At 65.7% G+C, this 26,578-nt stretch carries 23 protein-coding genes; 8 read left to right on the forward strand and 15 right to left on the reverse strand.

What is annotated here, in order from left to right; genetic code table 11:
* A partial coding sequence (locus E4K64_RS34335) for a DUF1522 domain-containing protein (RefSeq protein WP_135167306.1) occupies positions 1 to 919 on the reverse strand: 919 nt, incomplete at its 3' end.
* A 319-nt stretch (positions 920 to 1,238) separates the two neighbouring features.
* On the opposite strand from E4K64_RS34335, the gene flbT reads away from it, so the two are divergent.
* Positions 1,239 to 1,679 (forward strand): flagellar biosynthesis repressor FlbT, encoded by a 441-nt coding sequence (flbT, locus tag E4K64_RS34340; RefSeq protein ID WP_126262042.1) that lies wholly within the window; start codon positions 1,239 to 1,241, stop codon positions 1,677 to 1,679.
* Positions 1,680 to 1,782: 103 nt separating this feature from the next.
* On the opposite strand, the gene E4K64_RS34345 is transcribed toward flbT, so the two are convergent.
* From E4K64_RS34345 to E4K64_RS34385, 9 genes are all read right to left on the reverse strand, one after another.
* Entirely contained in the window at positions 1,783 to 3,282 is a 1,500-nt protein-coding gene (locus E4K64_RS34345) for a pyridoxal phosphate-dependent decarboxylase family protein (protein ID WP_135167307.1), read from the reverse strand.
* Positions 3,279 to 4,532, reverse strand: coding sequence for an ATP-grasp domain-containing protein (locus E4K64_RS34350; protein ID WP_167772414.1), 1,254 nt, complete (start codon positions 4,530 to 4,532; stop codon positions 3,279 to 3,281). The genes E4K64_RS34345 and E4K64_RS34350 overlap by 4 nt, the downstream gene beginning before the upstream one ends.
* A gap of 1 nt (position 4,533) precedes the next feature.
* Positions 4,534 to 6,183, reverse strand: coding sequence for a hypothetical protein (locus tag E4K64_RS34355; protein ID WP_167772415.1), 1,650 nt, complete (start codon positions 6,181 to 6,183; stop codon positions 4,534 to 4,536).
* The gene (locus tag E4K64_RS34360; RefSeq protein ID WP_135167309.1) at positions 6,173 to 6,958 is read right to left on the reverse strand and encodes a methylenetetrahydrofolate reductase; all 786 of its coding nucleotides are present in this window, start codon (positions 6,956 to 6,958) and stop codon (positions 6,173 to 6,175) included. Before E4K64_RS34360 ends, E4K64_RS34355 begins: the two co-directional genes overlap by 11 nt.
* A gap of 71 nt (positions 6,959 to 7,029) precedes the next feature.
* Positions 7,030 to 8,913 carry a flagellar protein gene (locus E4K64_RS34365; protein ID WP_135167310.1) on the reverse strand — a complete coding sequence of 628 codons (1,884 nt, stop codon included), beginning with the start codon at positions 8,911 to 8,913 and terminating at the stop codon, positions 7,030 to 7,032.
* A 21-nt stretch (positions 8,914 to 8,934) separates the two neighbouring features.
* The gene (flgK, locus tag E4K64_RS34370; RefSeq protein WP_135167311.1) at positions 8,935 to 10,818 is read right to left on the reverse strand and encodes a flagellar hook-associated protein FlgK; all 1,884 of its coding nucleotides are present in this window, start codon (positions 10,816 to 10,818) and stop codon (positions 8,935 to 8,937) included.
* A 34-nt stretch (positions 10,819 to 10,852) separates the two neighbouring features.
* On the reverse strand, positions 10,853 to 13,105 hold the full coding sequence (locus tag E4K64_RS34375) for a flagellar hook-basal body complex protein (protein ID WP_135167312.1): 2,253 nt from the start codon (positions 13,103 to 13,105) through the stop codon (positions 10,853 to 10,855).
* Positions 13,106 to 13,282: 177 nt separating this feature from the next.
* The gene (gene msrB / locus E4K64_RS34380; protein WP_135167313.1) at positions 13,283 to 13,795 is read right to left on the reverse strand and encodes a peptide-methionine (R)-S-oxide reductase MsrB; all 513 of its coding nucleotides are present in this window, start codon (positions 13,793 to 13,795) and stop codon (positions 13,283 to 13,285) included.
* 186 nt (positions 13,796 to 13,981) lie between these two features.
* Positions 13,982 to 15,451 (reverse strand): NAD(P)/FAD-dependent oxidoreductase, encoded by a 1,470-nt coding sequence (locus E4K64_RS34385; protein ID WP_135167314.1) that lies wholly within the window; start codon positions 15,449 to 15,451, stop codon positions 13,982 to 13,984.
* Positions 15,452 to 15,547: 96 nt separating this feature from the next.
* Between E4K64_RS34385 and E4K64_RS34390 the strand changes: the two genes are divergently transcribed.
* The 4 genes from E4K64_RS34390 (at position 15,548) to E4K64_RS34405 (ending at position 18,350) form a co-directional block, all read left to right on the forward strand.
* Entirely contained in the window at positions 15,548 to 16,084 is a 537-nt protein-coding gene (locus E4K64_RS34390) for a SixA phosphatase family protein (RefSeq protein ID WP_135167315.1), read from the forward strand.
* A gap of 67 nt (positions 16,085 to 16,151) precedes the next feature.
* Positions 16,152 to 16,577 (forward strand): universal stress protein, encoded by a 426-nt coding sequence (locus tag E4K64_RS34395; protein WP_135167316.1) that lies wholly within the window; start codon positions 16,152 to 16,154, stop codon positions 16,575 to 16,577.
* 417 nt (positions 16,578 to 16,994) lie between these two features.
* Positions 16,995 to 17,801: a transglutaminase-like domain-containing protein gene (locus E4K64_RS34400; RefSeq protein WP_135167317.1), complete on the forward strand. Its 807-nt coding sequence runs from the start codon at positions 16,995 to 16,997 to the stop codon at positions 17,799 to 17,801.
* 354 nt (positions 17,802 to 18,155) lie between these two features.
* The gene (locus tag E4K64_RS34405) at positions 18,156 to 18,350 is read left to right on the forward strand and encodes a hypothetical protein (protein WP_126262056.1); all 195 of its coding nucleotides are present in this window, start codon (positions 18,156 to 18,158) and stop codon (positions 18,348 to 18,350) included.
* Positions 18,351 to 18,606: 256 nt separating this feature from the next.
* Here E4K64_RS34405 and E4K64_RS40700 read toward each other — a convergent pair whose 3' ends face one another.
* Together E4K64_RS40700 and E4K64_RS34425 are read right to left on the reverse strand one after the other, a co-directional pair.
* Positions 18,607 to 18,876, reverse strand: coding sequence for a hypothetical protein (locus E4K64_RS40700; RefSeq protein WP_167772413.1), 270 nt, complete (start codon positions 18,874 to 18,876; stop codon positions 18,607 to 18,609).
* 1,376 nt (positions 18,877 to 20,252) lie between these two features.
* Positions 20,253 to 20,489, reverse strand: coding sequence for a DUF1127 domain-containing protein (locus E4K64_RS34425; RefSeq protein ID WP_164718393.1), 237 nt, complete (start codon positions 20,487 to 20,489; stop codon positions 20,253 to 20,255).
* 187 nt (positions 20,490 to 20,676) lie between these two features.
* Between E4K64_RS34425 and E4K64_RS34430 the strand changes: the two genes are divergently transcribed.
* Positions 20,677 to 22,020, forward strand: a complete 1,344-nt coding sequence (locus E4K64_RS34430; protein ID WP_135167320.1) for an aminotransferase-like domain-containing protein — start codon at positions 20,677 to 20,679, stop codon at positions 22,018 to 22,020.
* 8 nt (positions 22,021 to 22,028) lie between these two features.
* Here E4K64_RS34430 and E4K64_RS34435 read toward each other — a convergent pair whose 3' ends face one another.
* Positions 22,029 to 22,616, reverse strand: a complete 588-nt coding sequence (locus E4K64_RS34435; protein WP_135167321.1) for a hypothetical protein — start codon at positions 22,614 to 22,616, stop codon at positions 22,029 to 22,031.
* A gap of 79 nt (positions 22,617 to 22,695) precedes the next feature.
* Between E4K64_RS34435 and E4K64_RS34440 the strand changes: the two genes are divergently transcribed.
* Entirely contained in the window at positions 22,696 to 23,130 is a 435-nt protein-coding gene (locus E4K64_RS34440) for a hypothetical protein (RefSeq protein ID WP_135167322.1), read from the forward strand.
* 3 nt (positions 23,131 to 23,133) lie between these two features.
* On the opposite strand, the gene E4K64_RS34445 is transcribed toward E4K64_RS34440, so the two are convergent.
* Together E4K64_RS34445 and E4K64_RS34450 are read right to left on the reverse strand one after the other, a co-directional pair.
* Positions 23,134 to 25,533 carry a bifunctional diguanylate cyclase/phosphodiesterase gene (locus tag E4K64_RS34445; RefSeq protein ID WP_135167323.1) on the reverse strand — a complete coding sequence of 800 codons (2,400 nt, stop codon included), beginning with the start codon at positions 25,531 to 25,533 and terminating at the stop codon, positions 23,134 to 23,136.
* A gap of 287 nt (positions 25,534 to 25,820) precedes the next feature.
* The gene (locus tag E4K64_RS34450) at positions 25,821 to 26,327 is read right to left on the reverse strand and encodes a YciE/YciF ferroxidase family protein (RefSeq protein ID WP_126255827.1); all 507 of its coding nucleotides are present in this window, start codon (positions 26,325 to 26,327) and stop codon (positions 25,821 to 25,823) included.
* Here E4K64_RS34450 and E4K64_RS34455 point away from each other — a divergent pair.
* Complete coding sequence (locus tag E4K64_RS34455) at positions 26,314 to 26,523, forward strand: hypothetical protein (RefSeq protein ID WP_135167324.1); 210 nt, start codon at positions 26,314 to 26,316, stop codon at positions 26,521 to 26,523. The genes E4K64_RS34450 and E4K64_RS34455 overlap by 14 nt on opposite strands.
* Positions 26,524 to 26,578 lie beyond the last annotated feature (55 nt).

A 26,578-nucleotide genomic window follows, 5' to 3' on the forward strand; every position in this document is an offset into this window, starting at 1 on the left:
CACCCGTCGAGCTCTTCAACGTGACGGCACCGCCGCCAACGCTCGAAGCAGTCTGGTTGAAGCTGGTCGCGATCGTCGCAGCACCGGCGCTGATCGATACCGTCTTGACGCCGCTGGCCAGATCGACCGCGGTCAACAGATCGCTGACAGTCGCAGCCGGGGTGCCCGCCGTGCCGAGATAGACGGTGGTGTTGCCGTTGCCGTCGGTGACGAGGTTGCCGCTGACGCCCGAACCGGCCGCAACCGCGGACGAGGCCGGAGCCGAGCCGCTGCGGAAGGTGATGGTCTTGCCGTTCACCGTCAGCGTGTCGCCGTCGGCGGGCTGAGCGTTGCTGGCGAGGCCGGTTGCGGTCGTGCCGTTGGTGGCGATCAGGGTGATGGCGCCGGTCAGGGCGGTGGTGCCGTCGCCGGCCGTAGCCGCAGTGCCCGTGAACGAGCCGATGGTGGCGCCGAGCGTCGTGGTGCCGGTTGCCGCCGTGGTGCCGCCCGCCGCGCCGCTAAACACGACGTTGCTGCTCGCAGTCGCGCTGGCGAAGCTCGTGGTGCCGCGCAGGTCGGCCGCCGTCGCACCGGCAATTGTGGTCGAGACGTTCGACTTGGTGGAGTAACCGACCGTGGTCTGCAGCGCCTGGTTGGCGATCGACTTCGCGCTGTCGATCAGCTTCTGCAGCGAGGTGATGCCGGTGTTGGCGGCCTGCAGCACCTGCACGCCGTTGGCGATGCCGTCGAGCAGGTTGTTGATGTCGCTGGCGCGATTGTCGAGCGACTGAGCGGTGAAGAAGTTGGTGGGATTGTCCAGAGCCGAGTTGACGCTCTTGCCGGTCGACAGACGGTTCTGTGTGGTGGCGAGAAGATCGGCGGTGGACTGGAGAGAGAGCAGGTTCTGACGAACCGACGCAGAGAGAACAATACCGGACATGACTCTGTTACCTTTCTGGTAAACGACGCTACTGTTACGCGTCTGCTTGGATCGCGATTGACCCAGCGACGGCGGACGGTGCCGCCGAGACCTCTAACGAAACATGAAATGAAACCCGTGCTTTTGCCCGGCCGCGCGTGATTCGGTCCGGGATGCCGCGCACATCGCAGCGCCGCCACACGGGCGCACCTTTGAAAACATTGAGCTTTTTGGCGCGAAGGGCGGGAATTTACAACTCGTTAACTAGTTACGAGCGAGAATCACGGCTTGGTAGGCCGCAACGAACGCTCGGTTACGAAAGCGTTGATGGAGAACAGGCATGGCCCTCAAGGTCGAGCTCAGACCGCACGAACGCATCATCGTCGGCAACTGCGTGATTACCAATACGGACCAGCGTGCCCGTCTCCTGATCGACGGCGACAACGTGCCGATCCTGCGCGAGCGCGACATCCTCACGCCGGAGACCGCCGATACGCCGGCCAAGCTCGTCTATCTGGCGGTGCAGCTCATGTACATCTCGCCGGATCCACAGACCCAGCACGGCACCTATTTCAACCTGGTGCGCGATATCGTCACCGCGGTCCCGAGCGCCTGGCCGATCATCGAGGCCATCAACAACAACATCCTGAACGGCGACCTCTACCGGGCGCTGAAGGATGCCCGCAAGCTGATCGCCTATGAAGAGAAGCTGCGGAGCCAGTTCGAGGCCACCCATCCCAAGGCTGAAGCGGCCAAGGACGACGTGAGCTCCGCCGCCTGACCATTGACGTTCGCGTGGCGAAGCCTCGCGAACGACCCAGCTGCGCAAACGACAACGGCCCCGGATCATCTCCGGGGCCGTTCTCGCTTGAACCATGCGCGTGCTATTGCGCCGCCAGCGGCGGCGCCTCGACCTCGATCACGCCGTCGCCGCACCGCCGTCCGCCAAACTCCAGCACCGCAGCGACCAGCACATCGATGTCCGCCTCCTCGGTGCGGTGATTGACGATCGCGGCACGGATCGCAAACCTGCCGTCCAGCGTCGTGCTCGACGGCGCCGCCACTCCCGACTCCTGGATATCGGCGACGATCTCGCGGTTGACCGCGTCGTCGGCACGGTAGCGGAAACAGACGATGTTGAGGTTGACCGGAGCCAGCAATTCCAGCCGCGGTTCGGCCAGCACGCGCGCCTCGAGATACTTCGCCAGCGCACAGCTTCGCGCGATCGTCGCACCCAGCCGGTCGATGCCGAACGTCTTCAGGGTGAACCACGTCTTCAGCGCACGGAAGCCGCGCGACAGATCGGGGCCGAGATCGCAGGGCCAGACCGCCCCCGCAGCAAGGCCCCTCGCCTCGCGGCGCAGATAGGCCGCGGGCTGCGCAAAGGCCTGCCGATGCTGCTCGCCATCGCGCACCAGCAGGAAGCCGGCATCGTACGGCACCTGTCCCCATTTGTGGAAGTCGAGCGCAATGGAATCGGCGAGCTCGATGCCGCCGAGCAGCGGCGCGAGCTCGGGCGAAAAGATCGCAAGCGCACCGAAAGCACCGTCGACGTGAAACCAGATTCCCTCCTCGCGGCACAGCTCCGCGACGGCCTTGAGATCGTCGATCGCGCCAATGTCCACCGTGCCGGCAGAGGCGACGACCAGGAACGGCTTGAAGCCGACCTCGCGATCGACAGCGATCTGCGCGCGCAGCGCCGCAATGTCGATGCGATGATCGGCATCGACGCCGACCTTGCGCAGCGCATCGGTGCCGAACCCGGCAATGTCCATCGCCCTGGAGACGCAGCCATGCGCGGCCTGCGAGGTATAGGCCGTGAGCAGCGCACCGTCATTGCCGATGCCGTATTGGCGCGCCAGCGCGCCGAGCGCAGCCGTGCGCGCCACCAGCACGGCCATCAGATTGGCCGTCGACGTGCCCGTGACGAAGATGCCGCTCGCGCTGTCCGGAAAGGCGAACAGGCGGCGCATCCAGTCGACGATCTGGCGCTCGACCTCGATCGGCATGTGGTCCCGTCCGCCGAGATTGGCGTTGAGGCCGGCCGCGAGCATGTCCGCGAGCATGCCGACCGCGGTGCCGCCGCCATGCACCCAGCCCATGAAGCCGGGATGGACGTTGCCGGTCGCATAGGGCGCGACATGATCGGCGAATTCGCGATAGACCTCGGCGAGGTCGCTCGCCTCGCGCGGCACGTCGGCCCGGAATGCCGCGCGGACGTCGTCGGGGATCGGCTGCCAGACCGGACGCGACCGGACGTTGGTGATGCCGTCGATCGCCTCGTCCAGCATGTGATGGGCGAGCGCGCGAAATGCGCTCCAGTCCTGCGGATCGAGCGAGGCGTGCGCCACGGAGCTTTGCGCGTTGCGGACGATCTCGTTCATGTTGCACTCCCCTCGCCCGCTCTTGCATGCCGCGACAGCATCGCCGCGAACGCCGCGAAGATCTTGCGCATCTGCGGCGGCTTGTAAGGAAACACGGCCGGCGAATCCATGTTGTGCACGACGGCGGTGTTGTCGGCTTCGAAGATCAGGAGCTCGTTGTCCTGGTTCTCCGCGCAATCGACGATGAAATAATCGAGGCCGACGCGCCTGCTCATCTCGTCGAGCGCGTTCCTGTGGCGCGCCGCGAAGGCGTGGTCGAAGTCGCGCATGAAGATCGCCTCCTCCGCGCGCTTCTCCTCGCTGAATGCCATGTTGGCGTTGAGGTACCAGATATCCCAGCGATCGGCGATCGCCATGTGGCAGGCGTAAGGTTTGCCGTCGACCATCGCGAGACGATATTTGCGATAGAGCCCGTCGGGATTCACATAATCGACGAAACGCGCGACGAAGAAATCCTCCTCCTTACGCTCGGCAAGATAAGATGCGAGCGCCGCTGTATCGTCGAGCTTCGCGAGTCCGACGCCGGCGTGCGAGCCGCGCGGCCGCGCGATCATCGGAAAGCGCAGTTCACCCGCGATGTCCAGGCAAGCGATCTGCCCGCTCGAGAGGTCCGACAATTGCGCGCGCGTCGCGTGGATGGTCGCGGGAATGTCGAGACCCGGCACGCCGGACAACAACCGATGCAGCTTGTCGCGATCGAGATTGCCGATGCGATCGGGACGATTGAGCAGCGGCCGCGGCCAATGCGGCGCGGCCTTCCCGATCAAGGCGAGCGCCTCGCGGCATTCCTCGGAATCGGAAGCAACCACGATGGCGACGTCGTGCTCCGGCAAATTCTCCGGCAGGCCGACGCCCTTGACCACGTAGAGCGTCAACAGCTCGATGTCGGAGCCTTCGAGCAGAAAATCGATCGGCGTGTTGCCGCCCATATCGATGTCGGCCGCAAGCGCGAGCACGCGCAGGCCGGGCTTCGGAGCGGCACTCGGCGTGCGAAACAATTGATGGAAGGCCAGCACCTCCGACTGGATCGCAAGCCCCTGATCCTTGTCGCCGAGAAGCTGGGTGATCAACGACAGATCCAGTCCTTCGCCCGCCAGCGCCGTCCCCGCCGCGATCCGCGCCACCAATTGGTCGCGCAGCGGATGCAGGTCGACACCTTCGAAGGCCTGGCGCGTCAGCTGCGCAAAGCCGATGCGATCGGCATAGTTCGGCGCAATCATGCCGATCGGCGCGGAAAGCGGATGCTGCATCTCACACCTCGAACGCGGAGTTTGCCGGCGCGGCGGCAACTGCGCCACGGTCGAGCAGCAGCTCGATCTTTACCAGCACATGGGCGATGCGATCGAGCACCTGCTGCACATTGCGTTGCGCCTCTGCCGCGTCCGGCGACCAGGCCTCGGTCACTACTCGGGCGCCGACGCAAAGACGCAGCACGGCCTGCGGTGCCGCGTCCTGCCGCTCCAGACGGACCGGCTGACCGATCAGGCAGCGCTGCGCGGCGACCTGTCGGTCCGCCGCGGTGCCGCTGATCGCCTGGCTCATGTCACGCGCCAACGCCTGATGAATGGCGTTGGTCTCGGCGGTCGAAATCGGCTTGCCGCCGGGCAGCAGCATGAACGGAAAGATCGTCGTTTGTGCAAATTCCTCGTCATCCGGGTCGACCGTGTTGGTCGCGGTCGGGACTGAGCGAAGCGACGGCGACAACGCGATCATGCTGTCGATGCCGGCGGCGAGCTCGGCGAGCATCTTGGCGCGGAATGCGCCGGGCACGGCGCCATAGCCGCCGATCTCGGCGAGCGCCGCCTCCCAGCGCAGCCATTGACCGAAGTTCGGACGGCGCTCGAAGCGCGAACGCAGCGCCGTCCAGGCCATCGGCCAATCGCAGCGACCGGCATAGTCGAAGATGCCCGGGGCGATCCCCTCGATCCGGTCGAGCGACCGCGACAGGCCCTTGGACACCAGCAGCGCGCCGCTGAACGCCGGCCCACCGAAGAATTTCGAGCCCGACATCAGCACCATGTAGCCGCGGTCGAGATAGGAGCGCAGCCGTCGGCGACCGAGCCGCGCCTGACAGGCGTCGACGACGATTTGGACCTTGCGCGGCCAGCGCCGCGCGATCTCATCGAGGCAGGCCGCGCTCGGTGCGCGCCAGCCGAGCTTCGATGCATCCATGATCTGGAGCAGCACGGGCGCGCCTTGCGCGATCGCGGCTTCAACCGCACGCAGCACCGCGGCATCGGCATCCCCGCGCATTGCAATCGCGGGGCCTGGCCCCAGCAGCGGCAATGCGAGACTGGCGCCGGCGAGCCCCGCAACCGCGCCGTCCTTGCGAACCGCAAGGCCGCTCGCCGTCATGGAGCTGAAATGGCGTCCGCGCGCGGTATGGATCGTCCCGCTTCCGGTCTGCTCGGCGCCGACCACGATCGTCACCGGCGGCGCCCCGAGCACCGCGCGCGCCAGGAACAGGGCGTGAAGCTGGGAGTCCGTGCCGGATGGCGAGAACACGATTTCAACGCGCGGTGGAAGCTGGAGGTGGCCGCGCAGCTCGTTCCGCATGTCCTCGCAGCGCGAGTCGAAAGCGACCTCGACTTCGTCGAACAGGCATTTGTGCATCAGCTCTTCGCGCGCCAGCGCGACGCGGTCATAGGCAGCCTGCGAGATCGTCGACGCCGTCGAGGAGGCGAAATTCCAGATCTCCGGCTCCGGCGCGGCCGCGCAGCCATACACGTTGAGGCGATGCCCGGCGTCGAGCACCAGCCGCGGATCTCCGCCGGAGACGAGCAGCGTGTCGAGTGGCGTGAAGAGATCGCTCAGGCGGTAACGCGAACCGCTGTCGGATGCGCGTTCCGGTCCTGACAGGCGGGATGCGCCGGTGCTCATCCCGAAAGGCTCAGGCGGCATCGGCCGCCGCCCCTGCGGGCGCCGGTGCGAATTGCGAGGCGATGTCGCCATGGAACACCGACGGTCCGACGTGATCGAGCGAGCTCTGGATGTCCGCCCAGATCTCGCCGCCGATGTCGGTCCAGCGCTTGCAGAAGGCGAAGTCCTCGGAAAGATAAGTGCCGGTCGCCGGATCGATCATGCATTCGAACAGCGCGAAGCGGTTCTGGCTCGCGACCAGCGTGTCGTGCGAATGCTCGCGGAAGAACTGCAGGCTTGCATAGTCCGGGTGACGGCACATCGCCTCCAGCGCGTGGCGCCGGATCATCAGGAAGCCGGTGCCGGCATAGCGCACGCGGGTGAAGCCGTTGACGACGACGATGCGGTCGGGATCCTCGATCTCGAGCACGTAGTCCAGCGAAGCCGCCGGCACGTCGGTGCGGCCCGACTGGATCGCCCGCGCGGCCTTGTCCCAATTGACCCGCTTGATCGGATAGCAGCCGGCAACGACGTCCGCGCCGCATTCGATCAGCCGGAACACCTGCTCCGGCTTGAAGCCGATATCGGCGTCGATGAACAGGAAATGCGTCGCGTTGGGATCGTCCAGGAACATCGCGACCAGATTGGCCCGCGCGCGGGTGATCAGCGCGTCGCCGTCCCGCAGCAGCACCTTGAGCTCGAGATTGGACATGCCGTGAACGGCGCGCTGGAGCGCGAAGATCGAGCTCGCATAGATGCTCGAGACCTGCCCGCCGAAGCATGGCGTCGCCACCACCAATTGCATCTTGTCCGACATCGGCAGCTCCGCCCCGCTCCAATCCTCACCAAGAGGTAAAGAGGCATGGTTAACGGCGCCTTAACGCGCTCTCACAGGAACTTGACGAGCGAGAGCTGCGCGAGGTTCGAGGTCACTTGGTAGGACGCCTGCAGCGCGTTCTGCAGCGCCAGGATCTCGCTCGCGACCTGGTCGGGCGAGGCCGATTCGGCCTGGTCGATGATGGTCTGGAGCTGCGCCTTGGCCTGAGTCTGGCGCGTGGAGGCGTCCTTCATCGTGTTCTGGGCCATCGCGATGTCGGTCTGGATGTCCTCGATGCGCTGCTGACCTGGCTGCTGCGTCAGCGCCTGCGTCACCCGCAGGCTCAGCGCGGAGACCTGCCCTCCCGAATACTGCCCCGTCGGCGAGGTCGAGAAGGTCCCGAACACCGCGATCGCCTGCAATTGCCGGCGGATCGCGTCCTCGTTGGCCTGGGCGCCATACTGCACCGTGACGGAATCGTCGACCCGCGCCATCGCGGTCGAGCGCGCCGAGCCGGGCCCGTCATTGCCCAAGTACCATTTCACGGTGCTGGCCGAACCGTTGACCAGCGTCGTCGCCGAGCTCGCCGGCGAGGAGCCGACCCGCAGCGGCGGCTGCGTGGCGGTCACCGGCGTCGCGCCGAAACCGAGCGAGCCCAGCGCGCCGGTATTGGAGCTGGTGATGTTGAGGCTCGCCGCATCGTCGGTGTTGATCGTGATCGAGCCGCCGTGGACCGTCGAGGGCTTCGACGTCCCCGTGATCGCGTCGATCTTGCCGAGCAGGGTCTGGATGCTGTCGGTGACGTTGAGCTGGTTGCCGGTCGCGCCCGAGGCCACGAAGGTCAGCGTGGTGCCGTTGACTGTGATGGTGTCGCCGGCAACGAAGCCCGGCGAGATCGAATCCGAGGGGCTCGCCCCGGACAGCGCCGTGGCGCCGGTGACGGGCGCCGGCGTCGCCGCCTGGTTGTTAACCGGCGTGCCGATCGCAGAGCTGGCGGTGTTGAAGAAATTGTCGCCGGCGACGATCGCGGATGCCGCGACCAGCGAGGTGTTGGCGAGTTTCGTGATCGCGGTGTTCAGCGCGGTATTGAGATTTGTCGCGGTATTGGTCGGGTTGACGGGGGTGCTCGCATCGATCGCGAAGCTGCCGAGCGGCGTCGGCGTCGCCGAGGATGCGGTCAGGTCGATCTGCTCGGTCGTGCCGTCCGGCAGCGTGAACTGGATGCTGAGCTTGTCTCCGTTGTTCGGGTTGACGCCGTTGAGATCGACCGAGAACGACACCGGCGAGCCGCTCGGGCCGGTGACGGTCGCGCCCGTCAGCGTCGAGGAGACCGCCTTGATCTTGAGGCCGAACGGCGAGCCCGCGACGTCTTCCGACACCTGAATCGAGCTCGGCGTCGGCTGCGTCTGCACCAGACGGCCCATGCCGCTGGCCCCTAAGTCGGCGGCCTGGCGCTCCGCCATCACCGTCTTGAAGCCCGCCTGCGTCGTGGTGCCGTTGATGATGTCGCCAGCATCCGTAACCGACTGCGTGCTGACGGCGGTTCCCGAGAACAGATAGCGGTTGCCCGTTTGCGTGTTGAGGACGCCGACCATCGAGCCGAATTGGGCCGCGGCGGTGTTCTGCGCGATGGTCTGGCCGTTGACGTTGAGATCCTGCGCGGTGTTGGCGGAGCCCGTCTGCACCGTGCTGCGGATCTTGGTCAGCGACTGCAACGCGGTATTGGCGAGGTTGATGCTGACATTGACGTTGGTGATCGTGTCGGTATAGGCGGCGATGTTGGAGAGCTGCGCGCGCCCGGCGATCGCGAAGCCCTCGTTGGTGCCCATCCCGGCATAGTTCTGCGACAGCTTGCCGGTCGAGAGCTGCGTCGACAGGTCGGTGAGCTGCTGATTGATGTTGCGGATCTGCGAGCCGAGAACCGACGAGGCGTAGTTGATGCTGCTGATCGACATGTTTCAGAGCCCTGTTACTTGTTACCCTTGAGCCTGGAGCAACGTGTTCATCATGCTCTGCACCACCGACATCACGTGGGCGTTGGCGGCATAGGCGTTCTGGAGCTGGATCAGGTTCGACATCTCCGAGTCGAGGTTGACCTTGGCGGTGGAGTCGAACTTGGCCTGCAGCGTCGAGACAACGACGCTCTGGCCCTGCTGGAGCTGGGTGGCCTGGGTCGAGGCGTTGGCCTGCACGCTCAGGAATTGCTGCAGAAAGTTCGAGACGCTGCCGGTGAACGGCTGGCCGGCCGAGCCGAGGCCGCTCTGCGGCGAATAGGAGAACACCGCCGAGGTCAGCTGCGAGTAGAGGTAGTCCGAGCGCGTGGTGTCGCCCGCGGGCGTCACCGGCGAGGTGTTGTAGACCGACATCCTGGTCGGGTCGGCGACGAGCTGCGTGTTCACGGCGATGCGTCCCGCAAGGCCGGTCATCTGCGAGCCCGAGGCGGTGATCGCGCCGGTGTAGAGCGCCTGTCCGCCGTCGGTGAACAGCGGCAACTGCGGATTGCCCGAGGTCAGCGACGAGATCGTCTTGCTGATCGAGGCCGAATTGACCTTGGCAAGGCCGCTATTGTCGTCCGTGACTCGCAGCGTCGTGGCGGTGGCCGGCGACGGGGCTGCGGAGAACGTCAGGTGCGAGCTCGACAGCGCCGTGTTGAGCGCCGAGGCGATCGCGCCCATGCCGCCGGAGAAGTTCACGCCGATCCGCATCGGGTTGGCGTTGGTCGCATTTTGCAGCGGCAACGCCGCCGGATCGGTGACGTTGACCAGCGTGACCTGACGCTGCGTGTTGGTCGCCGTGTCCGTGTAGGTGAAGGTCGCGGTGTTGCCCGGCAGCGCACCGGCAAGATCGAGGTCGAAGCCGGCCGGAGGACCGGAGACGGTGCTGCCGGCCGTGGTCCTGTCGGACAGCGCGCTCGACATCGTCGCGGCGAGCTGGTCGATCTGGTTCTGCGCCTGCACCAGCGTCTCGTCGCGCAGCTTCAGATCGGCCGCGATCTGGCCGGACGAGACCACGTTGTTGGCGACGACATCGAGCTGCGAGCCGTTCGGCAGCTTGATCGTCAGCGCGCCGACGCCGGATTTGGCCGGGTCGATGTTGTAGAGCGAGGTCGCCGACAGCGTGCCGGCCGAGGCAAAGGAGAATTGCGAGGCTAGCCCGGCGCCGACCAGCTGGATGCCCGTCGTCGTGTAGATGTTGGCCTGGTTCGAACCGTCGGTGGTGACGCGGACGTCGACATATTTCGACAAGGTGTTGATGGCCTGGTCGCGCTGGTCCATCAGCGTCGCGGCCGAGGGGTCGTTGGCCGACAGGCCCTGCAGCTTGGTGTTGATGTTGGCGACCTGCTGCATCGCGGCGTTGGCGGCCTGCGCCGAGGTGCCGAGATCCTGCTCGACGTTGGAGCGCAGCGACTGGATGCCCTTGGTGGTGACGTTGAGCTGCTGCGCCAGCGCCTGCGCCGCGCCGAGCGCAACGGTCTGCGCCGACGACGCACCCGAGCTGGTCGACAGCGCCTGCAGCGCCGTGGTGAACTTGTTCAGCGCCGTTTCGAGCGTGCCGCTGTTGCCGGGCGTACCATAGACATTCTGAAGCTGCTTCAGGATGCTGGCCATCTGGTCGGCGTAGCCGCTGCCGCCGGTTTCGGTGCGCAGCTGGTTCAGCACATAGGCGTCGAGCTCCCGGCTGACGCCGGTCGTCATCGCCGTCGAGCCGAAGTCGCCGGTGGTGACCTCGATCTGGTTCGGCGTCTGGACGACGTAACCCGGCGTCTGCGAATTCGCGACGTTGGAGGAGACGATCGAGAGCGCGGCCTGGTTGGCCCGCAGACCGCTCATCGCACTGGCGAGGGCTGAACTCAAACCCATGTTACTTGCCGCCTTTGGTTACGTTACGCGCCGATCAGCGCAACACGTTCAGGAGATCCTGCACCATCGAATTCGCGGTCGTGATCACCTTGGTGTTGGCCGAATAGGCCTGCTGGGTCACGATCAGCTTGGTGAATTCGTCGGCGATGTCGGTGTTGGATCCCTCCAGCGACGAGCCGCTGATGGTGCCCGAAGCGCCGTCGATGGCGTCACCCGACTGCTCGGTCGCGGCATAGGCGCCGCCGTCCATCGCCTTCAGGTAGTTGGTGCCGTTGAAGTGTGACAGCTGCACCTGGGCGAGGTTGAGGTTCTGGCCGTTGGAGAAGGTGCCGACCACGATGCCGTTGTTGTTGACGGCGACCGAGCGGAGCTGGCCGGCGGCATAGCCGTTCTGCGTGATGGTGTTGATGGTCACCGCGCCGCTGGTGCTGGCATATTGCGTCAGTCCGCCCGACGAGATGTTGAAGGCGACCGAGCCGAGCGACTGGCCGCTGACGCTGACGTTGTTGATGGTGATGCCCGAACCGCTCGGCGAAGTCAGCGAGCCGTCTGCGGCAAAGGTGAAGGCCTGGCCGGTATTGACCCAGCCGACCGTCGTGCCGGTCGCATTCGGATCGGTCTGGTAGAACAGGTTCCAGGTGTCGGAATGGCCCGCGCCAAGCGAGGCGCTGTCGGTCTTGGCCCAGCGCAATTGCAGGTTCACCGGCGTGCCGGCGGCGTTGTAGGCGGTCACCGCGCCGCCGCTGATCGATTCCTTGGTGAAGGTCGAAATGTCGTTGCCGATCACGCCGCCGGTGCCGGCGGTGCCGCCGCCGTCGCGGTTCTTGGTGATGGTCGAGGTGAAGCCGAGCGCGGAGAAGGCAGCGCTGTTGGAGCTCGACACCGACAGGTTGGAGACGGTGCCGGTGTTCAGCGTGATCACGCCCCCGCTGCTGACCGACGATCCCGACGCGCCGGCCAGCGCGTCGATCTTGCCGAGCAGCGTCGTGATGTTGTCGGTGACGTTGATCTGGTTGTTGCCCGAGGCGCCCGAGGCCATGAAGGTCAGCGTCTGACCATCGACCGTGATGGTATCGCCGGCGGCGAAGCCGGACGAGAGCACCTGGGCGCCGCCGGCCGTCGCCGTGCCGCTCAGAACCGTGGCGCCCGAGATCGCGGGCGAGGACAGCACGTTGCCGCCGCGGGTCACGCTGCTGATGCCGAGCGCGGTGGCTGCCGTGCCGCTGCCGACAGCCACGTCGGTGCCGGTGCCGCTGGAGATCACGATGTTGCCGCTGGCGGAGAGCGAGGCCGTGACGCCGGCGCCGCCGGCGGTCTGGATGCCGTTCAGGATGTCGGCCACAGTCGCCGTCGTGCCCGCGCCGAGGCCGATCGTGGTGTTGTTGCCGACGGTCGAGACCGTGGTGCCGCCGTTGAAGGTGATCGTGTTGCCGTTGATGGTCAGCGTCTGGCCGCTCAGCGCGGTGAGAATGCTGGAGGCGAGATGCGTGCCGACCGTGTTGTCGAGGGACGTGGTGGTCGAGGCCACCGCAGACGAGTTGTTCTGGAGCGCGACCGTGCCCGTTGCCGTCGTCGAAGAATAGGCCGAGCGGATGTTACCGGTGGCGGCGGCGCCGGAGACCGTCGCATTGGTGTAGGGCGCGGGCGGCGTGCCGACCGGCAGCGGGTTGGCCGCGAAATCGGACGGGTTCAATCCACCGGCCGCCAGCAGCGTGCCGGCCCCGGCGGTCGTTTTCGCCACCGTGTTCGGCTGGGTCGGCAGGTTCGCAGCGTACTGGATCGAGGTGGTCGCCTGCGCCGGAATGAAGTTGTTCTGGAATTGCAGCACGTTCGCGACGCTGCCGGTCGGGTTGCCGGTCTTCGGGTCGACCGTGACGCCCATCAGGTAATAGCCGGCGCCGTTGACGAGGTTGCCGTTGGCATTGAGCTGGAAGTCGCCGCGCCTGGTGTAGTAGGTGACGCCGGTGAACACCGGCACGTTGTCGACGACGCCGCTCGCCTTCTGGATCGAGAAGAAGCCGTCGCCGGTGATCGCCATGTTGGTGGCGACGGTGGAGCCCGAGATCGTGCCCTGCGTGGTGATGGTGGCCTTGGCGTTGGCCGTCACGCCGCCCGCGACCTGCTTGCTCGGAACCGAGGAGTCGGGAATGAGATCGACGAAGCTGGTCCCGATGCCCTTGTAACCGGTGGTGGATGAGTTCGCGATGTTGCCGGAAATGTTCTGCAGCGCGTAGGACTGCGCCTGCAGGCCACCCACCGAGGTGTTCATTGCATCGAAGATACCCATAACTTTGTCTCCAAATCCGATCTCGGCGGCCGGTCGACCATGGCCGCAGTCGGGGGAGACCGTCGCAAGGGCTATGCCAATGCGGGTCTTCTCATGAAATCAAAGGCTTAATGAAAAAGCCCCGGCCTGACGACCGGGGCACAATTGCCGGGACCGGCAACAATTGCCGGGCCTTCCTTACGTAGCCGACGCCGCCGCGGGATGGAAGACCAGCCCGAAACCGTCGATGCAATAGCGCAATCCGGTCGGCTTTGGACCGTCGTCGAAGACGTGGCCGAGATGGCCGCCGCAGCGCCGGCAATGCACCTCGGTGCGAACCATGCCGTAGGCGCGGTCCTCGGTCTTGCCGACATTGCCCTCGATCGGCGCATAGAAGCTCGGCCAGCCGGTGCCGCTCTCGAATTTGGTCTCGGACGCGAACAGCGGAAGGTCGCAGCCGGCGCAGGCGAAGATGCCCTTGCGATGCTCCTTCAGCAGCGGGCTGGAGCCCGGCCGCTCGGTGCCGTGATTGCGCAGGATCTCATATTGCTGCGGCGTGAGCTGGGCGCGCCATTCAGCCTCCGTCTTCGTAATCTCGAACTTTTCCGCAGTCTTCTGGCCGGCCTCGGCAGGCGTTCCCCTCAGCCAGCGGAAGGCCCCAAGGCCAAACAGGCCGGCGGCAGTCGTCAACAGGATGCGGCGGTCAAACATCTCATTCTCCGTGCGGGAGCTCCACGCCCTGAGATACGGGCTTGAACGGCCGAAGTTACACGTTCGGGCGGAATTTTTCGCGGGTCTAAAGCATGATCCGGAAAAGTGCGCAGCGGTTTTCCGAAAAGATCATGCTCAAACAACAACCTAAAGCGCGATGACGTCTCATCCTAAGCGCATCGCGCTTTAGCGCGAAACATCGGCCTCGTGCGCGGCCGGTTCCCCCGCCCGATCTTCCGCTTGGACCGCGGGTCTCGGCGCCGGGGCCAGCCGCGGCCTGACGCCGGGCGGCGGGCGGCGCGGGCCGGTGCCGGCGGCCCGGTTGGCTTCGGCAAGACGCGCCTCGCGCTGGCGATCCTTGACCCTGGCACGCTCGCGATAGCGGGCGAGCGAGCCCGCGGCGGCGGAACTCGCCCTGCCCCAGATCCCGACCAATTGGCCTGCGACCCGTCCGGTGGCCCCGCCCGCCCAGACCAGCTCGAACGGCGAGAACAGCTTCCAGCGCTCGTCGCCCCGCAGGATGCTGCGCGCGATCATCTGCCCGGCCATGGCCGAAGTGTTCATGCCCTGGCGGCCGAATCCGCTCGCCACCCACAGGCCTTTGCGCAACTGGCCGATCTGCGGCATGCCGTGCACGGTCTGGCCGGTGGCGCCGCCGAACATGTCCGTGACCTCGACATTACTGAGCGCTGGAAAGATCGTGCGGATCCGCCGTCTGACGGCGCCTGCGAAGCGCTGCGGACGCGCGGCCCAGGTGGTCTCCGGGCTCTCCCACATCAGCCGGTCGCCGTCGACGATGCGGAAATGATCGACACCGTCGGTATCCATCACCGATCCCTTGAAGGCGATGATCTCATGCACGCGCTCGCCGAGCGGCGCGGTGATTCCGGCATAGCGCCAGACCGGCAGCAGCGTCTCCGACAAGCGTCTCAAGGGCGCGCCGAGATGGATGTTGCCCGCGAGCACGATGTGGGTGGCGCGCAGCCGCGCCGAGGGCGTGACGATGCGTTTGCGGATGCCGGAATGATCGATGCTGACGACCGGCGTGTCCTCGAAGATGCGGGCGCCGGCCCGCCGCGCCAGCCCCGCGAGGCCGTGCACATATTTGCGGCCGTCGACCTGGAAAGCCCTGGGATAATACACGCCGTGGAAATAACGATCGGTCTTGAGCACCTCGCGGACGCGATCGAGCTGCCAGCCTTCGACCTCGGTGTCGAAATCCTCGTTCAGCATCTGCAACCGGCTGATCAGCCGGTCGCCGGCATCGACGTTCGAGACCTCCAGCACGCCCTCGCTTCTGGCGATTCCCGGCATGTTCTCTTCCGTGGCGTTGGCCCGGACGAACTCGGCGCCCTGCTTCGACAGCGTCCACAATTCACGTGCGTCCTCGAAGCCGATGCGCTCGATCAGATCGGTGAGCGGCAACGCAAAGCCCGGCATCACCGTGCCGAGCTGGTTGCCGGACGCGTTCCAGCCGATGTGACGGCCCTCGAGCACCGCGACGCTGGCCCCTAACCGGGCCGCCTCCAGCGCGACGGTGAGCCCGGCCAGCCCCGCACCGATGACGCAGATGTCGGCGTCAAGGTCGAACGACAGCCGCGCGCGGTCGCGAAAGCCGGCTTCGTCCTGGGACACGCTTGTGTAAGTCTCGCTCATGCCGTTTTCTTATTAAAGGACCCACCGGGCGCCTGTCACCTTGTCCTCAACCGGCGCCTGTAGATTATTCTGGACGGGGAACGATTCGAGAATGCCATGCGCCGTTTGATGTTGCTGCGTCACGCCAAGACCGAGACTGACGCGCCGAGCGGCCGTGACCAGGACCGCCGGCTCGACGAGCGCGGCCACAGGGATGCTGCCCGGATCGGTGACTGGATCGCCAACCATCCGCCCTTCCCCGATACCGTGCTGGTGTCGCACGCCGTCCGGGCGCGGCAGACCTGGGACATCGCCTGGGAGGCGATGAAGGACCGCGTCCCGGCGCCGCAGGTCGAGATCCTGCCGGAACTCTATGGCGCCGATCCCGCGCAGATCCTGGACTCCATTCGCACTGCAACGGCCCCGGCCAACCCGAAGCGATTGCTGCTGGTCGCCCATAATCCCGGCATGCACGAGGCCGCGCTCATGCTGATGGGCGGCGGCGATCCGGCCGGCGCCAAGGCGCTTGCCGACAATCTGCCCACTTCGGGACTTGCGATCTTCGACTTTGACGTCAAGGATTGGGCTGACGTGGCCTACCGCCGCGGCAAACTGGTGCTGTTCACCAGCCCCAAGCTGCTTCGATCGGGATGAGATGCGTGGCCCGCCGTCTCGGCCGGCCGACCTAACGCGATCAAGGGCCGAAGATTTGGAGGCGCAGATGTTCAAGTCCATCCTCGTGCCCATCGACCTCGCCGACACCGATCTGGCCAAGCCGGCGATCGCGACCGCGGCAACGCTGTCGCAGACCTGGAGCGGCACGGTGCGGCTGCTCAACGTGCTGCCGATGACGCCGGTGATGCTGGCCGAATACGTGCCGGCCGATTTCGACGAGCAGCAGCGCCAGACCTCGGAAGAGGCGCTCGCCATCGTCGCGCGCGAATCCGGCATCGAGCGGGGGCGGATCTCCAGCGTGGTGCGCCAGGGCGGCATCTACCACGAGATTCTGGAGGAAGCCGCGCAGATGAAGGCCGATTTGATCGTGATGACCTCGCACCGGCCGGCGATGCGCACCTATTTCCTCGGCTCCAACGCCGGCCACGTCGTGCGCTACGCCAAATGCTCGGTGCTGGTCGTGAGGCACTAAAGCATGATCCTGGAGGCAGCGCGTGCGCAACCGATGGTCTCGTGCCCCGGACGCAGCGCAGCGCCTCTTCAGCGGTGCGCTGCAGAGCCGGGGTCCATGCATCAGCACGCGCCGCGGCTTCCTGGGTCCCGGCTCTGCGCAGCAACGCAAGGGCGTTGCAGCGCGTCCGGGACACCCGAGGGGCGGCGCAGTTGGACAGGCTGACCGCGCGGAAGGTCATCGCCCTCGTCCCCGTCGCGATCCTTGTCCACAGGCAGGCATAGCGCCGCTTGGCATTGCATTCGGCTGGCTCATAGCCATCTTCTCTTCAGCGACGACGCAGACCGGACTGTCGCAGCGATGCCGACCTGAGTTCGAGCCGACACGACTCATGCGGCGGCCAATTCCGGTCAGCGCAGTTGGAGCCGAGGCCTAAGCATGCAGATCCGGGTCGGCTTCGACATGGTCTACGACTTCCCGCAAGTCACGCCATTGATTGCGATGGTCGGAACGCATTTCACGCGGGCATCCGATGTTGTCGTGCCGGATCACCTCATCACCTCGCCTTCTGTTCCGATCACGCCCTACCGCGACAGCTTCGGGAACTGGTGCAGCCGGATCGTCGCGCCGCCCGGCCGCATGCGCCTTACTGCCGACGGAACGGTGCGCGACAGCGGCTTGCCCGATGTGATCGTTCCTTCAGCTGCGCAGCACGCGGTCGAGGATCTTCCATCGGACACCCTGCTCTATTTGCTCGGCAGCAGGTATTGCGAAACAGATCGGCTTTCCGACATCGCGTGGAAGCTGTTCGAGAAAACGGCGCCCGGCTGGCCGCGCGTCCAGGCGATCTGCGATTTCGTTCACCATCACATCGCCTTCGGATACGAGCACGCGCGGGCGACCATGACGGCATGGGAGGCCTTCAACGAGCGGAAGGGCGTCTGCCGCGACTATGCGCACCTCGCCATCGCGTTCTGCCGCTGCATGAACATTCCAGCGCGCTACTGCACCGGCTATCTCGGCGACATCGGCATTCCGCCGCCGCACGCCCCCGGCGACTTTGCAGGTTGGTTCGATGCCTACCTCGGCGGCCGCTGGTACACCTTCGATGCACGCAACAACACGCCGCGCATCGGCCGCGTGCTGATCGCCCAGGGCCGCGATGCGGCGGATGTTCCGATTGTTCATATTTTCGGACCGGGCGAGCTCATCAGCTTCAAGGTGTGGACCGATGAACTGGTGTGAGCCGCCGGTCCGGGTCAATTGCGCGCAGCAAGACGGACGAGATTGACCTCGCTAATTGGCAAGGTGGGTGCTACAAGCCCGGCATCACCGCGCGCTTCCTGGCTGTTATCGGTGACTGAGAGCATCGCGCTCCCGCCTCCACCCTAAAGCAGGCGGTCAGATGTCCGATTTGGTCAGATTCGACATTCGTGAGTGGCTGGTGCCACCTTTGCTGGTGCCTATTTTCCTCGTGCTGCTGATCGCGATCGTGGCCGTTCTCTAGCGGCAGGTCCGTTCGATTGACCTGCGCCAAAACGTGGGGCGCGGCTTCAGCCAAGACGCGGCCAGAGACGCGAGCCGAGACAGGAGGCGGGAATGGCAAACACGGCAATCATCAGAGATGCCTACGGCGTTCCGGCGGTTTTCGTGGGTTCGAAGACAGGTCGGGACGATGCTCCCTTTGTTTTCGTGAGGGTCGGCGACGAGGAGCGCAGGATGCGCTGGTCCGAATGGGATGCTCTTCCGGCCTGGACCGGCGAGCGTCCGACCTGGGCGAGCAGAACCAAGTGAATACGGAGTGCTCAGCATGACGACGGCTCGAACGAGCACTTGGATTACGAGCACTTGGATCACAAGCACATGGATCACGGGCACTTGGACCACAGCACTCTTGCTGGCAGCGGCACTGGGCGCATCCACGGTCGCGACGTCTGCCGCGGAGCCGAACTGCCGTGCGATCGAAAGCACCAGCGCGCGCCTCTCCTGTTACGATGCGGCATTTCCGCCCAAAATGACAAGTCCCGCCGAAGCCCGCATCGGCTCATCGTCAGGCTACAAAGATCCATTTCTTGCGGAAGAAGCCCGAACCGCCGCGAAGCTGAAGACTATTTGCCGCGGCTGCTGAGTTCCACAGACAGTTCCTGCGCGGAAACGAAATAAAGCGCTCGCTATCCAGCAGATAAAGTCGCATTGTCTCGGCACCGCCGAGCGGCCCGTAGCATCTATCGGTGGTGTGAACGCGAGTTGCGCTCCCGCTTACCCCCGCAGCGGAGCATGAAAATCTTGGCTCGACGATCCCCAGAACCATCATCGACATTCGAATATCGCCTGGCGCAAGAAGCACTCAACCTTCGCCAGCAGGCCAAAGGGATGCCCGCTGGTATCCGCCGCACGGAGCTTTTGCGAAAGGCCGGGCAGATCGATGCTGCCGGAGAGGTCAACAAGTGGCTGACCTCGCCGGGACTATTGGCGCCACGGTAGGGCTTCAGCTCCAACAGGCTGAACCTACGCCGCCTCCGTAGAGACCAACTGGTATCGGGATTTTACTCTCACCCTCCCGGGGCTGATCAGCCGCCGCCTGCGCTTCATTTCAAGCGGGCGGCGCTTTTGCTTGTGGCGGCGGGCCCCTCGCCGGGACCGCCCCGCAACCAGACGTGATTCCCAAGCGCCTTCCGGCACCGAGGCCACAATTCCTTGCGCTGCCCGACGGGCAAAACACCCGAGCGGTGGGTCAATCCGCGCCGCCAAAAACATTCTACTTTACCGAAATTCGGAATTGACGTATGTGTCGCGGCAACCCGGCCCAAGGAAGAGGGGCGTATCGCGATCGTCACGAACGCGGGCGGGGCGGCGGTGGACGCCGATGGCATCGGCGCGAAGCGTTTTGCAGGGCGGAGAGCCGTGAGCGAAACCTCTCGCGCACACGACCGGTGCGATCGGCGTACGGCAAAATCGTGTGGTCCTGACGCCCCGGGGTCTGGCGTCAAGTCTTGCGGTGATGCGGCGGCCCGACCGGGCACGCGCATCGATCAGCCGCAAGGCGACGGGGGCAATAGTGCATCGCTCCCCGGGGAGAGCACGACATAAGCCGTAAAACCACTGCGCAGGGAAGGCCGGATGTTTGGCTCCACCTGTATGCCGCTGTGCAGCTTTTCTTAAGCACACGCTTTCGCACAGTGGACCGTGGGTGCCCGGCCGGCACCCGGTCTTCCCTGCGCCCTCTTTCAATTGATGAGGGTGAGACGACCAGGCAAAGCTCGGGCAAGATATGCCGCGAGGACGCGACGCTGCGTCCGCATGAGGCGAGTACGTTGCAAACCCTATGCATCACCGTCACCCTGAGGTGCGCGCGCTGCGGCGCGATAGCGTCGCAGAGCAAGCCTCGAAGGGCGACGGCCCCGCCGCACCAGCTCGGCCGTTCATCCTTCGAGGCTCAGCATGCGATGCATTCGCATCGCACGCCTCGCACCTCAGGATGACGGAATTGATACTGTCCTGCGGAGAGATTCTGGATTGCTTCCGCTTTCGTGCGCAACACCCCGCTCTCGTGCCCCGGACGCAGCGCAGCGTCCCTTCGACGATGCGCTGCAGAGCCGGGGCCCATGTCGCAGCGAGTGCCGTGCCTGCTGGGTCCCGCTCTACGCCGCAATGCCAAGAGCGTTGCAGCGCCGTCCGGGACACAGCTTGGTCAGCTCACAGATACCGCGTCAGCTCGGTCCTGACCTGTCCGTAGACCGCGTCCTCGATCTGGCTGCGCGTGATCCCGATGTCGCGCAGGGCGCGGTCGTCGAGCTCGTTCAGCGTCTTGACGGCGGAGCGGCGCTCCAGGCGGTCGAACAGCGCATAGGCGGCGTTGGCGAGCGTGCTGAAAAAGCCGCCCGAGGAGGATGGGCGAAAGCTCCGCCCGGCAGTTTGCGAGATCGTGGTCATTTTTCTTCTCCGGCCTGTCGTTCCGCGCGGCGAAGCAAATGTCGTTGGCGCGGACGCTTGTGAGCGCCTGCACCTCATTTGCCCTCGGATTGCTCTCGCTCTCCTCGGCTCAATCGCGGACCTTGATGGAACTTAAATGCTTCAGTACACTGCTCGGAGCAAGTAAAACATTGCTCTCGGTGCAATAATGTCCAAGTTCGAGTACGTGAAGCTTGCCGATGCCATTGCCTCGGATATCTCTAACGGCACGTTAAGGCCCGGCGACCGGCTGCCGCCGCAGCGCAATTTTGCCTATGACCGCGGCATCGCGGTCTCGACCGCGAGCCGGGTTTATACCGAATTGCTTCGCCGCGGCCTCGTGGTCGGCGAGGTCGGCCGCGGCACCTTCATCTCCGGCGATATCAGGCGCGAGGTCGAGACGCTGAGAGAGCCGGCCGAGGCGCGCATCAATTTCGAGGTCAACTACCCGCTGCTGCCGCAGCAATGGGCGATGATCGCCAAGAGCCTTGCCGGGCTCGAGCGCGTCGATGCGCTCGAATCCGCGCTGCGCGTCTCGACCAGCACCGGCACCAAGAGCGCGCGCAACGCGGCCGCCGCCTATCTCGCGCGCAAGGATTTCGCGCCGCAGGCCGAGCAGATCGTGTTCACCGCCAACGGCAAGCAATCGCTCGCGGCCGCGCTCGCCGCGCTCGTTCCCACCGGCGGCCGCTGCGGCGTCGAGGCGCTGACCTATCCTTACGTCAAGAGCATCGCGGCGCGGCTCGGCATCACGCTGGTCCCGATTCCGATGGACGAGTTCGGCGCACGGCCCGATGCGATCCAGAAGGCGCATCGCGAGGCGCATCTGTCGGCACTGTATCTGCAGCCCATCATCCAGAACCCGCTCGGCGTCACAATGAACGCGACGCGGCGCGCCGACATCATGCGTGTCGCCGAAAAGCTCGACCTCACCATCATCGAGGACGCGGTCTACGGCTTTCTCGCCGACGACACGCCGCTGGCCGCGCTGGGCCCGGACCGCTGCATCGTGATCGACAGCCTGTCCAAGAAGGTCGCGCCGGGCCTCGCGCTCGGCATCCTCGTGGCGCCGCCGCGCTTGCGCGAGAGCGTGATGAGCGCGGTCCGCACCGGCGGCTGGATCACCTCCGGCCATGCGCTTGCGGCCGGGCAGCGGCTGATGGCCGACGGCACCGTCGCCGAGCTCACACGTCTGAAACGCATCGATGCCTCGCGCCGTCAGCAGACCGCGGCAAGGTTGCTCGCCGGCTACCAGCTCGCCGCCGACCCGCGCTCCTATCATCTGTGGCTGACGCTGCCGCCGCACTGGCGCTCGCAGACCTTCGTCGCGGCCGCGGCCCGGCGCGGTATCGCCCTGACGCCGTCCTCCACCTTCGCCATCGCCCACGGCCACGCCCCCAACGCGGTGCGCCTCGCCCTCGCCCCGCCCACCTTCGAGCAGCTCGATTCCGGCCTGCGCACGATCGTGTCGCTGCTCGGCACCAAGGAAGAGGATTTCGACTCGACGGAGTAAGAAGCGGTCTACGGCAACAAGGACCGGGGCAATTGATCGAAGCCATAGCTCCGCGGCTGGTTGCGGCGCACGAAGCCGCCGACCTGCCAGGCGAACAGCGCGGCAAAGCCGAGGATGAACAGCGCGCCGGCGAACTCGTCGATCACCAGCGCGCGGATCAACAGGCCCGCCATCGCGACCGTCAGCATCGCCAGGGATGCCAGCACCGCCGCATAGGCCGTGCGGCCGAGTCCCGACGTCAGCACCGCGCGGCTGCCGGCTTTGGCCATCCGCGCATGCAGTTCGACGATGAAGGCGCGAAAGCCGTTGTCCTGCGGCGCCATCAGCGCGGCGGTCTGCCAGCTCGTCGACAGGATCGCGATGCGGCGGCCGCTGCTGTGGGTGATATCGGCGCGAAAGCGGTGCTGCTGCATCGACACCGGGCGGAACGACAGCCGGATCGCGCTGAGCTCGTCATAAGGCCACAGGCCGGATCTGCCGCCAATGTGCCACGACAGCCCCTGCTCCGTCAGCGCGAAGCGATGCGCCGAGCCGATCAGCGACGCCTTGTAGGCATAGCTCGTGACTGCCGCGGCCTCGGCTTCCGAACCCTGCATTCCGACAATCGATCCCGTCCGCGCCATCGCGCCCGCGATCCGCTTGCGCGATCGCCCTCGCCCATCCTACAAGCGAGGCATGGTTGAGACGACCTTTTTTCCGCGCCGTCTGATTCTCGGCGCCGCAATGATCTCCGGCGTGCTGCTGGCGCTCGCGGTGCATATGCTGGGCGCGCGCTACGGGCTCGACCTCGGCGGGCTCTGGCGCTCCGACACGGCCGAGTTCATCCCCGCGGGCGCGGCGATCGCCTGGTGGCTGATCGCCTCGGTCGGGTTTTCCGGCGGCTATTTCACCGCGACGTTGATGCAGAGCGCGGTGTCCGGGCAGATCCCGCAGCGGATGCGGCAGTTCCTGATCGCGGTCGGCGTGCTCCTGCTCGCGGGGGCGGGTCAGGTGGCGTCCGCGCCGAGCCCGATCCCGACCGTTTCGGGCGTGTTGGCCGGGCTCGCCGCGCTGTGCCTCGGCGCCGTCATGGCGTTTTGCGGCGCCCATTTCGCGCTGCGCCGCGGCTAGAGCCTAGGCGGACACCCGCAACCGCGGCCGTTCCAGCATCATCGCCACATCGGAAGCCGGCCGCGGCTTGCTGAACAGATAACCCTGCGCCTGGGTGCAGCCCTCGCGCCGAAGCAGCTCGAGCTGCGCGTCGTTCTCGACGCCTTCCGCCGTGGTGACGATGCCAAGGCTGCGACCGAGGCCGGTCACTGCACGGATGATTGCCATGGAATCCTCGCGCGTCGCCAGCTCCGACACGAAGGAGCGGTCGATCTTGATCTTGTCGAACGGGAAGCTGCGCAGATAGCTCAGCGACGAATAGCCGGTGCCAAAATCGTCGAGTGAGATCCGCACGCCCATGGCACGCAATTCGTGCAAGGTCGTCAGCGTCGCCTCGCTGTTCTGGAGCAGCACCGATTCGGTGATCTCGAGCTCGAGACGGCGCGCTTCAAGTCCCGAAGCAGCCAGCGCTTCGGTCACGGATGCGATCAGGTTGGGGCTCTTGAACTGCACCGGCGACAAATTGACGGCGACGTCGACGTCGTCGGGCCAGGTGGCCGCCTCGGCGCAGGCGAAGCGCAGCACGAACTCGCCGAGTTGAACGATGAGCCCGGTCTCCTCGGCGAGCGGAATGAAGCTGATGGGTGCGATCAGTCCGCGCTGCGGATGATTCCAGCGCAGAAGCGCCTCGAAGGCGACGACGCGACCGCTGGCGACGTCACGGATCGGCTGATAATAGACTTCGAACTCGTCGCGCTGCAGCGCCGCACGCAGATCCATTTCCAAGAGGCGCCGCGCTTGCGCGCGCGCATCCATGCCGGTCTCGAAGAAGCGATAGGTGCCGCGGCCGTCCGCCTTGGCGCGATAGAGCGCAAGGTCCGCGTTCTTCAACAGCTCGTCCGGATTGCTGCCGTCCTGCGGCGACAGCGAGATGCCGATCGAGACGCCGATCACGATCTGATGGCCGTCGATCTCGTAAGGCGCCGAGATCACCTCGACGAGGCGCCCGGCAAGGGACCTCGCAGCGGTTTCCTCGGAACGTCCGATCTGGACCATGGCGAACTCGTCGCCACCGAGCCGCGCCACGGTGTCGTTCTCGCCGACGGTGGCCGTGAGCCTGCGGCCGACCTCCTTGAGCAGCGCATCGCCAATGGGATGGCCGAGCGAGTCGTTGATGTCCTTGAAGTGATCGAGATCGAGACAAAGCACAGCAAGCTGGTCGCCCGACTTGGTCCGACGCAGTCCCTGCTCGAGCTCTTCGTGGAACAGCACCCGGTTCGGCAGGCTGGTCAGCGCATCATGGCGGGCCATGTGCGAGATCTTGGCCTGCGCCTCCAGCCATTCGGTGATGTCCTCGAAGGTCGCAACCCAGCCCCCGCCCGGCATCGGCTGGTTGACGACCCGGATGGAGCGGCCGAACCGGTTGACGACGTCGGTCGTGGTGCGGCCCTCGCGCGCGTCGACCACGAGGCGAGCGAAGAATTCATCGGCATCGCCCTGCCACTGGCCCTTGGCCTGCTCTTCCCTGAGCACGTCGACCAGCCGGCGGCCGGTGAGCAGGATGTCGGTGCGACGGAGCATCGCCGCGTAGCGCTCGTTGAACAGGATGATCCTGCCGTCGGCGTCGAACATGCACAGGCCCTGCGACATGTTCTCCAGCGCGCTGTCCAGCACGATCTGCTGGCGGCCCAGTTCGCCCTTGGCACGGCGGTCGAGCAGCGCGGCCACGAGCGCAATCGCGATGATCGCGACCGCAGCGCTGGCAGTGAGGAAGGACAGCGAGGCCGGCGGGATGGAGAGCCCGCCGATCACGAGCGTCGGGTCCGGCGTCAGCAGCACCGCGCCCATCGCGGTGAAGTGATGCGCGACGATGGCGACCGTCAGCAGGGTGGTCGCCGTCAGCGCATGGGAGAGGTCGTCGCGCCGCGCGGCGATGAACAAGGCGAAAGCTGCAAAGACGATTCCGAACAGCACCGAGGCGGCAACCGTGCTTCCGATCCAGTGCACCCGTGCCGGCATCTCCAGCGCCGCCATCCCGGTGTAATGCATCGCCGCGACACCAGTGCCGACGATGGCGCCGCCCAGAGCGATCCACACCGGGCGCGAGGACGATACGGCGATGCTCAGCCCCACGAAGGTCACGGAGATCGCGAGCATCAACGAGAGAATTGTCACCGGGATGTTGTAGGCGCCGGCGCCGCCCGGCCCGTAGGCAAGCATCGCGATGAAATGCGTCGCCCAGATTCCGCATCCGCTGACGGACGCATCCAGGGCAATCCAGGCCAGACGCCCGGGGCCGTGCGCCGCGCGTGCGCGCTGAAACAGGCTGATCGCCGCCGCGCTGGCGAGCAGACACACTGCGCCGCCAAGTGCGACGAGTCGCCAATCATGCTCGTCGGTGAGACAGTAGAGAACTTGATACATTGCCGGCCCCTATGGAGCCGCACTTGAGCCGACAGAGGTGGACGATCGGTAACCGGCTACAAGCTTGTTCCAGGAATAGTGAATGGAAAATGTGTGTGTTCGCTCACATTGTTCGTCCTCGCGCCGGCGCACCGAGGCCGATCACGCCGGCCGCGATGTCGGAACGCGCCTTCTCGACGCTGCCGAGCAGCGCGGTCACGGGGCATGACGGTAGATGGTGCAGAAGCAAAAGCGCCGCGCAGATACCGCGCGGCGCCCTTTGACCTATCGGTCGACCTATCGTTGCCTCAACTCGCCGCGCGCAGGTTGACCTTGCTTTCGGCAAGGCTCGTCAGTTTCTTGTCGGTCGCCTTTTCCTCCTCGAGCGTCTTGGCGAGAACGCTGGCGCAATCGTTGCGGCCGAGCTGCTTGGCCCAGGCGATCAGGCTGCCGTAACGGACGATCTCGTAATGTTCGGCGGCCTGCGCCGCGTTGATCAGCGCGGCGTCGAGCACCGCCTTGTCGGCGACTTCGCCGGCGGTCTCATCGGCTTCCTCGATGATGCCGTCGATCGCCGGACAGTCGACCGCCTTCACGGCGACGCCGTGCATCTTGAAGACTTCCTCGAGCCTCGCGACGTGCTGCTTGGTTTCCTCGAGGTGCGTCAAAAAGCCCTGTTTCAGCTGCGGGTCAGTGGCCTTGCTCGCCATCTTCGGCAGCGCCTTGGTCAGCTGCTGCTCGGCGTAATAGATGTCCTGGAGCTGGTGCACGAACAGGTCGTTCATGGTCTTGATGTCTTTTGTGAACAGTCCCATCGTTCCGTCCTTTTTTCGGTTGGAACACGAAGGCAGCGGCTTGCACGAAAAGCCGCTCATTCCGCCATGTTCGGTTGCTGATGAGACCCAACGAACGCGCGACATCGACGTTCCAAAAAACAGCCGCAAGAAACACCCGCAAGAAACACCCGTATGGCTTTTGCGCTGGAACAATGCGGACGGCGCCGGGATCTGAAATCATGGGCCCCATACGTACGCGCGAGCCGGGCGGTTTCGCGACTCATATGCTT

The organism is Bradyrhizobium frederickii (genome assembly GCF_004570865.1).
Classification (GTDB): Bacteria; Pseudomonadota; Alphaproteobacteria; order Rhizobiales; family Xanthobacteraceae; genus Bradyrhizobium; species Bradyrhizobium frederickii.

What these genes read in the sequence shown, in the direction of transcription:
- flbT (WP_126262042.1), top strand. Translation starts at nt 1,239, where the DNA reads ATGGCCCTCAAGGTCGAGCTCAGACCGCACGAACGCATCATCGTCGGC.
- E4K64_RS34345 (WP_135167307.1), bottom strand. Translation starts at nt 3,282, where the DNA reads ATGAACGAGATCGTCCGCAACGCGCAAAGCTCCGTGGCGCACGCCTCG.
- E4K64_RS34350 (WP_167772414.1), bottom strand. Translation starts at nt 4,532, where the DNA reads ATGCAGCATCCGCTTTCCGCGCCGATCGGCATGATTGCGCCGAACTAT.
- E4K64_RS34355 (WP_167772415.1), bottom strand. Translation starts at nt 6,183, where the DNA reads ATGCCGCCTGAGCCTTTCGGGATGAGCACCGGCGCATCCCGCCTGTCA.
- E4K64_RS34360 (WP_135167309.1), bottom strand. Translation starts at nt 6,958, where the DNA reads ATGTCGGACAAGATGCAATTGGTGGTGGCGACGCCATGCTTCGGCGGG.
- E4K64_RS34365 (WP_135167310.1), bottom strand. Translation starts at nt 8,913, where the DNA reads ATGTCGATCAGCAGCATCAACTACGCCTCGTCGGTTCTCGGCTCGCAG.
- flgK (WP_135167311.1), bottom strand. Translation starts at nt 10,818, where the DNA reads ATGGGTTTGAGTTCAGCCCTCGCCAGTGCGATGAGCGGTCTGCGGGCC.
- E4K64_RS34375 (WP_135167312.1), bottom strand. Translation starts at nt 13,105, where the DNA reads ATGGGTATCTTCGATGCAATGAACACCTCGGTGGGTGGCCTGCAGGCG.
- msrB (WP_135167313.1), bottom strand. Translation starts at nt 13,795, where the DNA reads ATGTTTGACCGCCGCATCCTGTTGACGACTGCCGCCGGCCTGTTTGGC.
- E4K64_RS34385 (WP_135167314.1), bottom strand. Translation starts at nt 15,451, where the DNA reads ATGAGCGAGACTTACACAAGCGTGTCCCAGGACGAAGCCGGCTTTCGC.
- E4K64_RS34390 (WP_135167315.1), top strand. Translation starts at nt 15,548, where the DNA reads ATGCGCCGTTTGATGTTGCTGCGTCACGCCAAGACCGAGACTGACGCG.
- E4K64_RS34395 (WP_135167316.1), top strand. Translation starts at nt 16,152, where the DNA reads ATGTTCAAGTCCATCCTCGTGCCCATCGACCTCGCCGACACCGATCTG.
- E4K64_RS34400 (WP_135167317.1), top strand. Translation starts at nt 16,995, where the DNA reads ATGCAGATCCGGGTCGGCTTCGACATGGTCTACGACTTCCCGCAAGTC.
- E4K64_RS34405 (WP_126262056.1), top strand. Translation starts at nt 18,156, where the DNA reads ATGGCAAACACGGCAATCATCAGAGATGCCTACGGCGTTCCGGCGGTT.
- E4K64_RS40700 (WP_167772413.1), bottom strand. Translation starts at nt 18,876, where the DNA reads ATGTCGATGATGGTTCTGGGGATCGTCGAGCCAAGATTTTCATGCTCC.
- E4K64_RS34425 (WP_164718393.1), bottom strand. Translation starts at nt 20,489, where the DNA reads ATGACCACGATCTCGCAAACTGCCGGGCGGAGCTTTCGCCCATCCTCC.
- E4K64_RS34430 (WP_135167320.1), top strand. Translation starts at nt 20,677, where the DNA reads ATGTCCAAGTTCGAGTACGTGAAGCTTGCCGATGCCATTGCCTCGGAT.
- E4K64_RS34435 (WP_135167321.1), bottom strand. Translation starts at nt 22,616, where the DNA reads ATGCAGGGTTCGGAAGCCGAGGCCGCGGCAGTCACGAGCTATGCCTAC.
- E4K64_RS34440 (WP_135167322.1), top strand. Translation starts at nt 22,696, where the DNA reads ATGGTTGAGACGACCTTTTTTCCGCGCCGTCTGATTCTCGGCGCCGCA.
- E4K64_RS34445 (WP_135167323.1), bottom strand. Translation starts at nt 25,533, where the DNA reads ATGTATCAAGTTCTCTACTGTCTCACCGACGAGCATGATTGGCGACTC.
- E4K64_RS34450 (WP_126255827.1), bottom strand. Translation starts at nt 26,327, where the DNA reads ATGGGACTGTTCACAAAAGACATCAAGACCATGAACGACCTGTTCGTG.